We start from the raw sequence: 14,517 nt of genomic DNA, 5'->3' as shown, positions 1-14,517 counted from the left end.
TGATTCCGGTAAGCTCCAAGATCAGACTTGGCTCGCCGGGACGCAAGGGCCGATCAGTCCGCCGCGAGCGGACGATAGGTATGCGGGAGACCGAAGGCGGCCGGGCCGAACACGGCCAGAGCCTCGGGCGTGCGCATGATCGGCGGCACGCGCACGGCCAGGATGTTGACCCGCTGCCCATAGCGCAGGCGCTCGGTCGGAATGGCCTCCGCCGTGTCGAGATCGAGGATCGCGATCAGGTCGGGCACGACGGCGAGCACTTGGCCCCCCTGCTCGGCCACGAGATTCTCGTTCTGGATCTCGACCAGGATGGGCTCGGCGTCCGCTTCGAAAGGCTCGATGCGCACGGTTCCGACCGACCAGCCGTTGACCTCCCGCCGCGACAGGTCGGCGACCTTGCCGGCGCCGATCAGGCGAGCATAGCCGTAATGCGTCTGTGCGAAGAAGGCGACGAGCGCCTCGATCGGATCGCGCTTGCCCGCCTTCGCCTCGCGCAGCGTCCGGCCGATGCCGATTGCCAGCGACATGGTGCCGGGCACGGAAACGCGGCGCGCGGTGGCGCCGTCCATCCCGTAATTGGCGACATAGGACTGGCCGCCCATGCGGATCGTCAGGCCGCGCGCGATCCATTCGGCCTCGGCCGCGCCGCGCGTCTCGATGACGGAGACATTGCCCTTCTCGTCGGCGAGAGCCGTCGGGCAGGCCGGCACGCCGTAGACGTTGAAGGTTTCCATTTCGAGCTGCGGAAAGGCGCGCCCCATGCCGTCGGCGTCGATCACGGGAAGGCCGCGCCGCGCGGCGATCGCGATCGGCACCATGGAGTTGACGCCGCCCGCCTCGAACGGGATCACCGCCTCGACCCGTTTCCCGGTCCGGTTTTCCCAGGCCGCGAAGGCCGCTTCCATCTCGTCGCCGCCCGGCAGCTTCTCGATCAGGATCGTGGGCGCGCCCATGGCGCCGCAGGCGACGACCTGCGTCCTGTCCGGCACATCGTCCAAGGCCAGGAGCGGCACCGGCCCATGCTCGGCCAGCGCGGCGCGGGCGACGAGCTTGCCGATATAGGGGTCCCCGCCCCCGCCCGTGCCGAGAATGGCCGCGCCAATGGCGAGGTCGTCCAGATCGTCGATGGTGATCGTGCGCATCAGAGGGCCATCGTCTCGATAGGAATGAAAGGGTGGTCGAGGCCGAAACAGGAGGGCCCGAACACGGCCAGCGCCTCGGGCGTGCGCATGATCTCGGGAACCGCCACGGCCATGACCGACACGCGCTGTCCGTAGCGCAGATTTTCCGTGGTGATCGGCTCGGCGGTCTCGGAATCCATGATGCAGATCAGGTCGGGCACGATGGCCTTCACCACGCCGTCGACGCGCGCGATGAGGTTCTCGTTCTGGATCTCGATCTCCATCGTGCCGGAGAAGCGCCCCAGCCCCTCGATGCGGGCGGAGCCGAGCGAGAAGCCGTTGCGCGTTTCCCGCCTCATGTCGGCGATCTTGCCGGTGAAGATGATGCGGCCGTGATGGTAGAGCGTCTGAGGCAGGAGCTCGAGCAGGGCGTCGAACGGGTTGAGATGGCGCGACTTGGCCTCGCGCAGGGTCCGGCCGATGCGCATGGCGAGCGTCAGCGTGTTGGGAATGGCCGTGCGCTTCACGTCCGCGCCGGACATGGCGTATTCCGCGATGTAGGCGCAGCCGCCCATGCGGATGGCGACCCCGCGCGACAGCCATTCCATCTCGCGGTTGTCGCGCGCCATGATCAGCGCCTGATCGCCGTCCTCGTCGGAGACGACCATCGGACTGCCCGACACACCATAGACACCGAAGGTCTCCATTTCGAGTTGCGGGAAGGCGCGACCCATCCCGTCGGCATCCACGATCGGCAGGCCGAGGCGCGCGCCGACCACCAGCGGAATGGTGGAATTGATGCCGCCGATCTCGATCGGCATCGTCGCTTGAGCCTTCCGGCCGAGATGCCGCTCCAGCGAGCGCAGCGAATTCACGGCCTCGTCGCCGCTCGGGATCTTCTCCACCAGGACGGTCGGCGCGCCCATCATCGCGGTCGGGATCACCAGCGCATCGTCGCTGAGCTCGGAGGGGTCGATCACCTCGACCTCCAGCCCCTCGTCGAGACATTGCTGCACCATCAGCCGGCCGACATAGGGATCGCCCCCGCCCCCCGTTCCCAGAAAGGCCGCGCCCAGCGCCAGGTCCTTCAGGTCTTCCGAATTGAGCTTCATCGTCAGGCTCCAATCACGAGGTCGCCGACGGCCTTCACGCGGATGCGCGTCGCCGAGCCCGGCAGGTAGGCGAGCGGAACCTCCTCGATATCGACGATCTTCACCGAACCCGCCGCTGCGCCGGCACGAACGGCGTGTTCGGTAGCCTCCCGCTTCGCGCCGTCGAGAACGATTTCCCGCGAGGTGCCCTCCAGCGAATAGATGCGGTCCACCTCGCCGCCGACCTGCGCGATGGCGGCGCCGATCGCGTTGGCGACCGAGGCGTTCTCGGGCCGGATCACGCGCGAGGCGGAGGGAAGGTCGCGCGACACGAGGATCGAGCCGCCGCCCACCAGCACCACCGGAAGCGGCTGGGCCGATGTCTTCATGCGATCCACCGCCTCGTCCACCATGCGGTGCATCGTGGCGAGCGCGGCCTCCACGGTTGCGGCCGGAACATGCGCCACGCGCGAGCGGTCCCCGATGTCTTCGAGCCCGGCGGCCACGACGATATCGGTCGTGGTCAGCGTGTCGCCGCCGAACACGAGGGCCTTGGAGGTGATCTCGTAGCCGACCGAGTCCGGCCCGATGCGCCGCCCGTCCTCGCGCACCCGCGAGCCGCCGCCGAGCCCGACGGCGAGCACGTCCGGCATGCGGAAGTTCGTGCGCACGCCGCCGATGTCCACCGCCACGGCCGACTCGCGCGGGAAGCCCTGCATCAGCATGCCGACATCGGAGGTCGTGCCGCCGATATCGACCACCATCGCCTCCTTCTCGCCCGCCAGCATGGCCGCGCCGCGCATCGAGTTGGTGGGGCCGGAGGCGAAGGTGAGAACGGGATAGCGCTCGACATGCTCGGGCGTCATCAGCGTCCCGTCGTTCTGGCTGATGAAGAAGGGCGCGGAGATGTTCATGTCGCGCAGCGCCTGGCGGAACGAGGCGACGACGTGCCTGGACAGGTCGGCGAGGCAGGCGTTCATGATCGCCGCGTTCTCGCGCTCCAGAAAGCCGACCCGGCCGATCTCGTGGCTGAGCGAAAGAGCGATGTCGGGCACCTCGTTGCGCAGGATCTCGGCGGCGCGCTGCTCCATGATCGGCGTCACGGGCGAGAAGACCGAGGTGACGGAAGCCGAGCGAAGGCCCTTCTGGCGGATCTCCCGGGCGATGCGAAGGATCTCGGCTTCGTCCAGCGGCGCGATCTCGCGCCCGTCGAACTCGTGTCCGCCGCGAACCATGTAGCCGTGGCGGCCGAGCGTCGTGGCGAGGTCGTCGGGCCAGTCGGTCATGGGCGGAAGGGCGCGCGTCGCCGGCAGGCCGAGCCGGATGGCGGCCACCTCCAGCAGGCGGCGCCGCTCGACCACGGCATTGGTGAAATGCGTGGTGCCGATCATGACGGCCTGGATCGCGCCCGCCTCGACGCCGCTACGCTGGAGAACCTCGCGCAGGACGGCCACGACGCCGGACGAGACGTCGGCGGTGGTGGGCGACTTGCAGGCGGCGACGACGCGCAGGCCGTCCATGAGAGCGGCATCCGTGTTGGTGCCGCCCACGTCGATTCCGATCCGCATGGGGTGTTTCCTCGAAGGTCTGGGACTGAAGTTTGAAAGGGGCCGGCGGTCAGACGGCGAGCGCCTCGCAGCGCCCGGGGTCCCATCCCGCCAGAACGGACGCGCCGGGCGCGAAGCGCGGCTGATGAATCTGGTTCTGCCGCTCCGCCACGATCTCGGCCCCGCCGACGGCGAGCCGGTAGCGCACGATCGGACCCTGGTAGGTCTCCGACAGGATCTTCGCGGGAAACGGCACGACGCCGGGGGGCAGCGCCTCGCCGTCGATCAGGACGTTCTCGGGGCGCACCACGAGCTTGGCACCCCGCTGAACCTCGACCCCCTCGCCCGCCCGCGCCTCGAACTCGGTTCCGCCGAAGCGGACGCGGCAGCGCCGTTCGGAGACGGTCGCGATCTCGACGTCGATCAGGTTGGAATGGCCGATGAAGCTGGTGACGAAGAGCGTTTCGGGCCGCTCGTAGATGTCCTCCGGCGTGCCGACCTGCACGAGCCGGGAGCGCTGCATCACGCCGATCCGGTCGCTCATGGTCAGGGCCTCGTCCTGATCATGGGTGACGTAGACGGTGGTGATGCCGAGCGAGCGCTGGAGATCCTTGATCCAGAACTTCATCTCCTCGCGCATGTTCTTGTCGAGCGCCGAAAGCGGCTCGTCGAGCAGCAGGATGCGAGGCTGCGTGACGAGAACGCGCGCCAGCGCCACGCGCTGCTGCTCGCCGCCGGACAATTGCCGGGCGTAGCGCTCGCCGTATCCCTTCAGGCCCACTTGGTTGAGCACGGCCTCGACCTTGCGCCCGATCTCGGCTTTGGCGACCTTGCGCATGCGCAGCCCGAAGGCGACGTTGGCGGCCACGTCCATATGCGGAAAGATCGCGTAGTTCTGGAACACGATGCCGATGTTGCGCTGCTCGGGCGGCCGCTGGGTGACATCGTCCTCCCCCAGCCAGATGCGCCCTTCGCTCGGGTCCACGAAGCCCGCGATCATGCGCAGCGTCGTGGACTTGCCGCAGCCGGACGGGCCGAGAAGCGAGAAGAACTCACCGTCGCGAATGTGCAGTTCGACGTTGTCGACGGCGCGCGAGGCGCCGTAGCTCTTGGTCAGCTTGATGAGCCGGATGTCGGTCACGGGCGCGGGTCCTGCGGCGGGGTGCGAGGCGAAGGGGCCGGCCTTCGGGCCAGCCCGGCAAGGCGTCAGGAGGCGAAGATCTCGTTGACGGTCTCGACGATGTCGTCCTCGTTTTCGAGATAGCTCTTCCAGTCCGGCATGAAGAGGCCGTCGAGGGCGTTGGCGGTGTTTTCGACGCCCTGGCTTTTCAGGCCTTCGGGCAGCTTGGCGTCGCGGTGGCTCGGCCGGTAGAAGAACACCTCGCCGATCGCGGTCTGATAGGCCGGGTCGAGCGTGCGATCTACCAGCGCGAGCGCGAGCTTCTTCTGCGTCGGCTCGAGATAGCGGCTGACGGTCTTGGTCTGCGTCAGGATCGATTTGGGATTGTCCCAGATCCAGGCGTCCACCGGCACGCCCTTGGCCTTCTGCAGATAGACCTCGCCGTCGTTCTGGACGGCGATCTCGACCTCGCCGCGCTCCACCAGCGCCTGCATGTTGCCGGTGAAGTCCGAGATCTTCAGCGGCACGGCCGCCCGCATGGCCTCGTATCCGGCGTCGAGATCGTACTGGTCCTTGCCGAAATTCATGGCGGCGGCCAGGAAGAAATCCATCTGCAGCGTGTTGGTGGTGACATAGGTGCCGCGCTTGCCGGCATAGCGCGCGTCCCAGAAATCCTTGAAGCTGGTGGGCGGTGCGATTCCGGTGTCGGTGCGGTAGACCCAGCAATAGCGCGAGAAGGCCCAGGTCACGCCGAGCCCGTTGGCGGTCGCGAAGGGCCAGACGCCCTTGGCATTGGGCATGTTGGCCAGCAGTTCCTCCTGCGGCAGGAAATAGTCCCCCGCCCCGGCCGTCTTGAACATTTCCGGCAGGTTCCAGTTCGTCACGGCGTAGGCCGGGTTCTTCGGCCCGCCGGCCACGAATTTGGGGAACCAGGGGAAGGAGCTGTCGTACTGGACGCGGCAGTTGAAGTCCTTCTCGAACCGGTCGAGCAGCAGCTTGCGCTGGGTTTCCTGCCAGAACCCGCCCCATTCCGCGATCGTGATCGTGGCGCCGCCGGCGTCGAACGGGGTGCCGTCATAGGCCACGTCCTGCGAGAAGGCGTGGTTGATGGCGAAGAGATTGACCCCGGAGGCCGCCAGTCCGAAGGCGGCGCCGGCCTTGAGGATCTGCCGCCGGTTCGGCTGCAGGGAGGTCTTGTCATGGGTGTCGGTCATGGCGTTCTTCTCCGGGGTGGAAACGGCGCGTGGCCTTCAGCGTCCGCCGAACAGGCGGCGGAAATTGACGAGGCGTGAGGTCAGGACGGTCGAGGCGATCACGAGAAGGATCGCGAAGATGCCGGCGGCAGCGGCGGTCGGCTCGAACCGGTAGCGCAGCGAGGTGTAGATCGCGATCGGCAGGGGCTGGGTGTCGGGCGAGGCGAGAAACAGCGTCACCTCGAACTGGCCGAAGGAGACGATGAAGGCGAAGAGCGCGCCCGCCGAGATGCCGGGCATGATGATCGGCAGGGTAATGCGGCGGAAGGCACCGAGCGGCGACGCGCCGAGCGCGCGGGCCGCCTCCTCCAGCGAACGGTCGAAATCCACCAGCGCGGCCGTCACGGTTGCGATCACCAGCGGCGTGGTGACGATGACGTGGCCGACGAGAAGGCCGGTGAAGGATCGGGCCAGACCGATCCCGCTCGTCGTGAAGAAGACGTAGAGCGCAAGGCCGAGAACGACGCCCGGCAGAACCAGCGGCAGGACGAAGAGCGTGCGCAGAACCGCGCCGAGCGGGCTGAGCGTGCGCGACAGCCAGACCGCCGCCGCCGTGCCGATCAGGGTGGAGACGAGCGTCGCCGCCGCCGCGAGCTTGAAGGAGAAGAGGTAGGCCGGCACGAAGGTCGGCGAGGTCAGGAAGGCTTCGATCCAGCGGAAGGAGAGGCCCTGGGGCGGAAAGGTCAGATAGTCACCCGAGTTCAGCCCGGTCAGGATCACGATCAGAACGGGAACCAAGAGCACCGTCAGCGCGATGGCGGCGCCGATCTTGAACGGCAGGGGGATCGTCTCGCCGCCGCGCATCAGGCTCGCCCTCCGGCCGTGCGCCGCGCGGCGACCTGATAGACCGCGACCGCCAGGAGGCTGGTCAGGAACAGAACGGCGGCGATCGCGGCGCCGAACTGCCAGCGGCCCGCCTCGGCGATCTGCTGGTAGATGTGGATCGGCAGCGTCACCACCTTCCAGCCGCCCATCAGGGCGGGCACGACATAGGAGGAGATCGACAGCGCGAAGACGAGGAGCGATCCCGACAGGATGCCCGGCATGGAAAGCGGCAGCACCACAGCGCGAAAGGCGGCCCAGCGGGAGGCGCCGAGCGAGCGCGCCGCCTCCTCGTAGGACGGCGGGATCGCCTTGATGACGCCGATCAGCGAGATCACCATGAAGGGCAGCGTGACCTGCACGAGGCCGACCACCACGCCGAACAGATTGTACATCAGCGGCAGCGGACCGGAAACCAGACCCGAAGCGACCAGCGCGCCGTTCACGAGGCCGTTGTCGCCGAGCAGCACCATCAGCCCGTAGAGCCGGATCACCATGTCGAGCTGCATGGAGGACAGGACCAGGATCATCAGAAAGGCGTTGCGCCCGGGATGCGTGGTCTTGGCGATGACATAGGCCAGGGGATAGCCGAGCGCGAGGCACAGGAGCGAGACCAGAATTCCGATCCCGACCGAACGGCCGATCGCCTCATAATAGATCGCGCGGGTGAACACCCGCACATAGTTCTCGATCGTCAGGGCCGAGGTGAAGGCGACACTGCCCGCGACGCCCTTGTTGAAGGACAGGGCGAAGAGCGACGCCGTGGGCAGGACGAAGAAGGCCAGAAAGAACAGGGAGGCGGGCAAGGCCAGGAGCCAGAGGCCGGGGCGCGGGAGACGGGTGAGGACAGTGGCTTTCGCCCGGTCCCGTGGCGTTCTCAGAGCTTGGGTTGCGTCCATGCCGCTCGCTTCTCTTTGCTGAACCTCGGGAATGCCTTACTCCGCCGCCAAGAGGCGGCTCGCCTTCAACGGCTCGAAGCCGAGCAGTTCCTTTTCCGGCGGCGGCGGATAGGTCAGCGCGCTCTGCGTCAGGCCGGAGCGAACGAGCGCCGCCGCGACGTTCACCGCGTTGGGGATCGGGTCCACCACCGGAATGTCGATGCCGTGGGAGAGGAGCCCGTCGCGAACCGCGCTGGCGCAGCCGAGCAGCCCGGTGCAGCCAAAGATCACGGCCTCGGCGCCGTCGATCTCGACCGCGAGCCGCGCCTGCTCGACCAGAAGGCGCTTCGTGGCGTCGAGATCGTCCTCCAATGCCAGGACAGGGATGTCGACATGGCGGACAGAAGTCATGCGCGACGCCAGACCATGCACGGCCGCGGCGTTCTCGAACTGGGCGCGCAGCCGCCGCATAACGGTGATCACGGAGAAGCGGTGACCGAGCATGGCGGCGATATGCATGGCTGCCTGGCTCGGCCCGACCACGGGAATGCGGACCGCCTCGCGGGCGGCGCGCAGCGCCGGATCGGCCATGCAGTCGATCACGACCGCGTCCACCCCCTCGCGCTCGGCCTCGACGATCTTGCGGATCGTATCGGGCGCGCAGACGGCGGTCTCGAATTCGCTTTCGATCGATCCCGGCCCGAAGTCGATCTGCGACCCCGACACCACAAGCCCGGGATATCCCAAGGCTTCCAGATCCTCGACGCGGCGAAAGCCGCGCGTGGTGATCGGTGAAACCACCCGAACATGAACGGAGCGATCGTGCATGACACCCTCATCCGATTTCGTCGTAACGGAATGGTGCGCCGGATCGGCCTCTCGCGAAATCGCGCAGATGGATAGGCCTGCCCTCGATTGGTAGCGCGGGATTTCGGCGTTTGGCCTCAACATCCTACCCGTTTGGATAGTGCAACCTAATTTCGAGAAGCGCGCGCTGCACGACGAGGCGCCGGTGCTTATTTTGCTTAAGAAGCAGTCAACGGCCGCGCTCCTCCTACCCAACCCTGGTTTTTCCAAAGGGCTGCGAGACAGAGCATTTCGGTTCGACCCTGATCCTCAGCCTGGCCAAGGTCTGCGAGTTGGGGGCAAGCGTTCTGACCGGCCGGCGCATCGTCGCTTCGCCTGCGTCGCGCCAGAACACGCCGGGGATGCCGATCGCTGCGCGTTAGGACCGTGGCGGACCAAAAGCTCCGCACCTCGGAAACCATCTCAGGTCTCCATCACCTCGATACGGAACAGAAGGGGATCACCCTGCAACGATTTGGCGTCGCAACGGGACGTCTTTGCCACCTTAAAATATGATTGTATTTATCATGTTATGCGGCTAACAGTCGCAACGATCGACGTTGCGAAAGAAAGTCGTAGCAGATGTGGAAACATTCCAAAGTATTATCCGCTTCGCTCCTTGTCCTGTCCCTCGCTTGTCCCGCATTGGCAGGTGACAGAACGATTCCAATCACGGATGATCGCGGCGTCAGTGTCGAGGTTCCTTCAGACCCGCGCAACGTTGCCGCCGTCTCGTATCTGGCTGTAGATGTCGGACTGGCGCTCGGCGTCGCTCCCAGTCGTTTCGCCGTCACTTACATGACCAAGGGGCGCGATCCCGACTTTCTGCTTGGCCTGACCAAGGACATGGCGTCGCTCGGGCAGCGCGCCAAGCCCAATCTCGAGCTGGTCAGCCAGGCCAAGCCCGATCTTATCGTCGCGATGAAGCGCTACACCGTCGGCAACGCCGCCTCCTACGAGAAGATCGCCCCCTATCTCGCCTTCAATATCGAGCGGTACGACGAGAGCTTCCGGGAAGTCGCCGAACTCTCCAAGGCCTTCGGGCAGCCGGAGAAGGGCGAGGCGCTGAACGCCTCCTTCAGGCAGCATCTCGCGGACTATGTCGCCAAGGCTCCCAAGGACTTGCATCCCCGCTTCCAGATCATGTGGGCCGGCGACACGCCCTTCTCCTTCCATACAGAGAACACGGCCGCCTCGATCGTCGCCGCGCTCGGCGGCGACAACATCGTCGGGCCGATGACGCAGGGCGGCCGCTTCGGCATGGAGATGAGCCTCGAAGCCATGCTGGAGAAGGACCCCGAGGTCATCTTCGTCTACGACAGCGGCCCGGATCGCCCGCAGGAGAACAACCCGATCTGGAGCCAGCTCTCCGCCGTCAAGAACAAGCGGGTCCATTATGTCGGCGATCAATGGGTGGAGACCAACGGCCCGATCGCCCGCGAGATCGTGCTGCGCGAGGCCGCGCATTATCTCTACCCCGACACGTTCCCGGCCGTGGACGTTCGGGCCGAGGCGGCCAAGCTGATCCCCGCCGACATCCGGAAATGACAACCCGCCGCGCAGCCTCGCCGCCGCGCGGCGAGGCGCTTCGGATGCCGGTCCTGACCGGCCTTCTCCTCGTGCTGGCCGCGCTGGCGATCGCCGGCGGGCTGGCGATCGGCGATCGCACGCTGCCCTCCGGCACCGTGCTCGACGCGCTTGTCTCGAAAGCGGGGCGCGTCGACACGATCCTGGTCTGGACGCTGCGCCTGCCGCGCAGCCTCGCGGCCTTTCTGGCCGGGGCGGGGCTGGCGCTGGCCGGCTTTCTGCTTCAGGCGCTGACGCGCAATCCGCTCGCCGGGCCGGGTCTCACGGGCGTCAGCGCCGGCGCGGTGGCCCCGATCGTCGCCGCGTTCGTGTTCTGGCCTGCCCTTTCGTCGGTCTGGTATCCACTGGTGGGTTTCGCGGGCGGCATGGCCGCGGCCTCGGCGACTTTCCTGATCGCCTCGGGGCGGATGGCAAGCCCGCTGCATCTGGCGCTCGGCGGCATGAGCGTGTCCCTCTTTCTCCATGCCGTCACGACCTATGTCCTGCTTCTGAGCGGCCCGCAGGTTCCCTCGCTCCTGTTTTGGCTGGCGGGCGGATTGCAGGGCCGGTCCTGGCCGCAGCTCGCCGCCATGACACCTTTCGTGGCGGTTGCGCTGGCGGGCGCCCTGTCGATCCACCGCGTCGTGGATCTTCTTTCCTTAAGCGAGGGCGCGGCCATGGGCATGGGCCTGAGGCTGGCGCTCTGGCGGCCCCTCGTGCTCTTTCTCGCCGTGCTGCCGGTCGCCGGCATCGTGCCGGTCGCCGGTCCCATCGCCTTTGTGGGCCTTGCCGCGCCGCATATCGCCCGGCTTCTTCGCCCGCCCGGATCGGGATGGGCCATGACGCTCGCCGCCGCGATCGGCGGTTTGACGACAGTGCTCGCCGATCTGATCGCCCGCAGCATCGCGGCGCCGCGCGAACTGCCGGTCGGCCTCGTCACCGCGCTGATCGGCGGTCCGGTCTTTCTGTATCTCGTTCAGCGCCCGCGCGCCCTGGCTGTCGAGGCATGCCGATGACGCCGCTGGCACCCTCGCTCGCCGCCCGCCCGCCGGCACGCTGGCTCTTGCCGGCGCTGGTCGGCCTGACGCTGGCCGCCCCGCTCGTCGCGGTGCTCTTCGGCGTCGCGGACCTGCCCTTGCGCGATGTCGCTGACGTTCTGGCCGGGGGCGGGAGCGCCGGAGCGCGCTCGATCATCCTCGACATCCGCCTGCCCCGGATCGTGACGGGCATGCTGGCCGGGATGCAGCTCGCCACCGCCGGTTTCCTGCTCCAGACCATCACCCGCAATCCGCTGGCCGATCCGTCCCTGATGGGCGTGTCGCAAGGGGCGACGCTCGCGGTCACCCTGTTCCTGATGATCGCGGTCTACAGCCACGATCCCGGCTCCAACACCGTGGTCGAGCTTCCCTTGTCCTGGCTCCCGGCGGTGGGAATGCTGGGCGGGCTCGCGGCCGGCGGTTTCATCTATCTCATGACCCTGCGCCACGATCTCGGAGCCCTGCGGCTGACGCTTTGCGGCGTCGCGATGGGCGCGCTGTTGCAGGCCGTGGCGTTGGGGATCGTGGCGGGCTGGGGCTCGACGCGGATGGAGGTCCTGCTCGAATGGCTGTCGGGTAGCCTCTACGCGCGGCGCTGGGAACACGCCGTCTTCCTCGCGCCCTTCACGCTCGCGGGGTTGGCGGTCCTGCCGCTCTTGCGGCGCCCGCTCGAACTCCTGCGCTTCGAACCCGCCGTCGCGCGCTCCTTCGGCCTCGCCTACGCCAGGAGCTTCTCGCTGGTGCTGCTGGTGTCCTGCGCGCTTGCCGCGAGCGCGGTCGGCGCGGTGGGGCCCATCGTCTTCGTCGGGCTGATCGTGCCCCATCTCGCCCGCCGGCTGGCGCGCGGGCATTTCCCGCTCGTGCTGCCGCTGACGGTGGTGCTCGGCGCGAGCACGGTCACCTTCTGCGACCTCCTCGGCCGCCTTCTCGGCCGGGCCGACGAAATCCCGATCGGCGTCGTCACCGCCTTGTGCGGCGTGCCGCTGCTGATCGTCCTTCTACGTCGAACGCCATGAGCGACCCATGATCCTCAACGCTTGCGACCTCACCGTCCGCTATGGCCAGAGAACGGCGCTCAGCGGATTTTCCCTCCAGCTCGAACCCGGCGAGGTTCGGGCGCTGATCGGCCCCAACGGCTCGGGCAAGAGCACGGCGCTTCAGGCGCTGGCCGGGCTCGTGCGGGCAGCCGGCGGCCGGGTGGAGATCGAAGGTCGTTCCGTCTTCGCCATGGGGCGGCGGGATCTGGCGCGCCGGCTTGCCTTCCTGCCCCAGCAGCCGGTGGCGCCCGACGAGATGACGGTCGGGCAGCTCGTGCGGCAGGGGCGCTTCGCCCATGTCGGCCTGTTCAGGACCTACGGCGAGGGCGACGAGGCGGCGATCGCCTGGGCGCTGGAATGCACCGGGCTCGCGCGCTTTTCCCAGCGTCCCTTGAGCGATCTTTCGGGCGGCGAGCGGCAGCGCGCCTGGATTTCCGCCGCGCTCGCGCAGGAAGCGCGCATCCTGTTTCTGGACGAGCCGACGACCTTCCTGGACATCGGCCATCAGGTGGAGCTTCTCGATCTCGTGTATCGGCTCAGCCGCGAGCGCGGGGTCGCGGTCGTCATGGCGATCCACGATCTCAACCAGGCCCTGTCGGTGGCCGATCGGATCAGCGTCTTGGAAGCGGGGCGCCGCGTCTTCGACGGCGAGCCGGGGGCGCTCGCGGCCAGCGGGCTGATCGAGCGCGTGTTCCGCGTGCAGGGACGCTTCGTGGATCTGGCCCCCGACGCGCCCCCGCATTTCGATGTCGATCTCCTGCGGCGGCATGGCTCTGTGCGTGTCGCGCCTCAGGCCGCCGGGACGCCTTCTCCCCCGGCGTGAGCGGCCGCGAGGCGGCGCAGTTCCACCGTGAAACGCAGCCACAGAAGGAGGCTGGTCGCCCCGAAGCCGAGGCACAGGCCGAACCAGACGCCATAGGCGCCCCATCCCGTCGCATAGGCGCAGAAGGCCATGGCCGGGATGCCGATCAGCCAATAGCCGATCAGCGTGTTGACGAGGCCCGCCTTGGTGTTGCCAAGCCCGCGCAGGAGGCCGACGCAGATGTTCTGCGAGCCCTTGAATATCTGGTGCGCGATGGCGAACCAGAGCAGCGTCGAGGCGACCGCCAGCACCGCGCCGTCGCCCCGCTCCCCGAGAAAGGGCAGAAGCACCGCCTGCGGCGCGAGGACGTAGAGGAGGCCGATCGCGCTCATGAGCGCGAGGCTGATGGCGAGCGCCTGCACGCCGATCCGGCCGATCTCGTCCCGCTCGCCCCGCCCCAGCGCCCGGCTGACCAGGATCGAGGTGCCGTGCGAAAGGCCGATATTGGCCTGATAGACGATATAGGCGAGCTGGTTGACCACGTTGGACGCAGCCAGCGCGACGGGGCCGAACGTGCCCATGAAGAGCGAGGCGATCGAGGTGATGGCCGCTTCCGACCCGTAGGTCAGCGCGATCGGCGTGCCCATGCGTGCGATGCGCATCACCGTCTCCCGACGGGCGCGCCAGGCGTCGAGGGCGAGCAGGTCGCGCATCGCCGCGTCGCGCCGGACCATCCGCCAATAGACCGCGAGGGTCCAGAGCTGAACCAGCGTGGTGGAGAGGCCGATGCCGGCGAGCCCGAGCTTCGGAAACCCGAGCCAGCCATAGATGAAGACGGCGTTGAGAAGCGCGTTGACGCCGATCGAGACCAGCGTCACCGCGAGCAGCGAGCCGGGCCTGCGCATGCCCACGGCGAACTGGCGCAGGACGTTCATCCAGAGCATGGGCACCAGCCCCGGCGCGAGCGCCAGCATGATCGGCCGCGCCATCGCCGCCACGCCCGCGTCCTGCCCGAGAAGGGGCAGAGCATGGCCGAGCGCGACGAGAAGGACGCCCGCCGCGAGGCCCGTCGCGGTCGCGATCAGCAGCGACGCGCGGACGAGATCGCGAATCTCCTCGCGCCCCTGCGCGTCGATGGCGGCCGATCCGCCGCGCTTTTCGGCGCGGCCGACCGCGCCCGCGACGAGATTGCCGACCCCCGTCACCATGCCGACGCCCATCGTGCGCAGCTGGTTGTAGAGAAGGAGCCCGAGGCCGCCTGCGGCCACCGCGCCGAGGCCGAGAAGGCCCATCATCAGAAGATCGACCGTGGTCAGCGCGACCTGCGCGAACTGGATGCCGGCGATCGGCGCGGAGAGCCGGATGATCTCGCGGTAGCGGGAGGAGGTGGAGGACAT

Annotated in this window: 13 protein-coding genes; 4 read left to right on the top strand and 9 right to left on the bottom strand. The window is 67.9% G+C overall.

Features of this window, described 5'->3' with window-relative positions; genetic code table 11:
• Window positions 1-53: 53 nt before the first annotated feature.
• From M673_RS19580 to M673_RS19545, 8 genes are all read right to left on the bottom strand, one after another.
• Window positions 54-1,142, bottom strand: a complete 1,089-nt coding sequence (locus tag M673_RS19580; protein ID WP_061978406.1) for a DUF917 domain-containing protein — start codon at window positions 1,140-1,142, stop codon at window positions 54-56.
• The gene (locus M673_RS19575; protein WP_082639900.1) at window positions 1,142-2,233 is read right to left on the bottom strand and encodes a DUF917 domain-containing protein; all 1,092 of its coding nucleotides are present in this window, start codon (window positions 2,231-2,233) and stop codon (window positions 1,142-1,144) included. Before M673_RS19575 ends, M673_RS19580 begins: the two co-directional genes overlap by 1 nt.
• Before the next feature lie 2 nt (window positions 2,234-2,235).
• Window positions 2,236-3,780 (bottom strand): hydantoinase/oxoprolinase N-terminal domain-containing protein, encoded by a 1,545-nt coding sequence (locus tag M673_RS19570; protein WP_061978404.1) that lies wholly within the window; start codon window positions 3,778-3,780, stop codon window positions 2,236-2,238.
• A gap of 49 nt (window positions 3,781-3,829) precedes the next feature.
• Window positions 3,830-4,900 carry an ABC transporter ATP-binding protein gene (locus M673_RS19565; RefSeq protein ID WP_061978403.1) on the bottom strand — a complete coding sequence of 357 codons (1,071 nt, stop codon included), beginning with the start codon at window positions 4,898-4,900 and terminating at the stop codon, window positions 3,830-3,832.
• A gap of 65 nt (window positions 4,901-4,965) precedes the next feature.
• Window positions 4,966-6,093 carry an ABC transporter substrate-binding protein gene (locus M673_RS19560; RefSeq protein WP_061978402.1) on the bottom strand — a complete coding sequence of 376 codons (1,128 nt, stop codon included), beginning with the start codon at window positions 6,091-6,093 and terminating at the stop codon, window positions 4,966-4,968.
• A 36-nt stretch (window positions 6,094-6,129) separates the two neighbouring features.
• On the bottom strand, window positions 6,130-6,936 hold the full coding sequence (locus tag M673_RS19555; protein ID WP_061978401.1) for an ABC transporter permease: 807 nt from the start codon (window positions 6,934-6,936) through the stop codon (window positions 6,130-6,132).
• Window positions 6,936-7,853 carry an ABC transporter permease gene (locus M673_RS19550; protein WP_082639899.1) on the bottom strand — a complete coding sequence of 306 codons (918 nt, stop codon included), beginning with the start codon at window positions 7,851-7,853 and terminating at the stop codon, window positions 6,936-6,938. Before M673_RS19550 ends, M673_RS19555 begins: the two co-directional genes overlap by 1 nt.
• Window positions 7,854-7,889: 36 nt before the next feature.
• Complete coding sequence (locus tag M673_RS19545) at window positions 7,890-8,660, bottom strand: aspartate/glutamate racemase family protein (RefSeq protein ID WP_061978400.1); 771 nt, start codon at window positions 8,658-8,660, stop codon at window positions 7,890-7,892.
• Window positions 8,661-9,260: 600 nt separating this feature from the next.
• On the opposite strand from M673_RS19545, the gene M673_RS19540 reads away from it, so the two are divergent.
• From M673_RS19540 to M673_RS19525, 4 genes are read left to right on the top strand one after another with little or no spacing between them, the layout of a single operon-like run.
• Window positions 9,261-10,226: an ABC transporter substrate-binding protein gene (locus M673_RS19540; protein WP_061978399.1), complete on the top strand. Its 966-nt coding sequence runs from the start codon at window positions 9,261-9,263 to the stop codon at window positions 10,224-10,226.
• Window positions 10,223-11,260, top strand: a complete 1,038-nt coding sequence (locus tag M673_RS19535) for a FecCD family ABC transporter permease (protein ID WP_082639898.1) — start codon at window positions 10,223-10,225, stop codon at window positions 11,258-11,260. Before M673_RS19540 ends, M673_RS19535 begins: the two co-directional genes overlap by 4 nt.
• Entirely contained in the window at window positions 11,257-12,297 is a 1,041-nt protein-coding gene (locus M673_RS19530; RefSeq protein ID WP_061978398.1) for a FecCD family ABC transporter permease, read from the top strand. Before M673_RS19535 ends, M673_RS19530 begins: the two co-directional genes overlap by 4 nt.
• 7 nt (window positions 12,298-12,304) lie before the next feature.
• Complete coding sequence (locus M673_RS19525; RefSeq protein WP_061978397.1) at window positions 12,305-13,141, top strand: ABC transporter ATP-binding protein; 837 nt, start codon at window positions 12,305-12,307, stop codon at window positions 13,139-13,141.
• Here the strand turns inward: M673_RS19525 and M673_RS19520 are convergent.
• Window positions 13,108-14,517, bottom strand: a complete 1,410-nt coding sequence (locus M673_RS19520) for an MATE family efflux transporter (RefSeq protein ID WP_061978396.1) — start codon at window positions 14,515-14,517, stop codon at window positions 13,108-13,110. The two genes, M673_RS19525 and M673_RS19520, sit on opposite strands and share 34 nt — an antisense overlap.

This window comes from Aureimonas sp. AU20, assembly GCF_001442755.1.
Taxonomy (GTDB): domain Bacteria; phylum Pseudomonadota; class Alphaproteobacteria; order Rhizobiales; family Rhizobiaceae; genus Aureimonas.
Note: the sequence above shows the minus strand (reverse complement) of the source record. Positions and strands in the feature narration are given on the sequence as shown.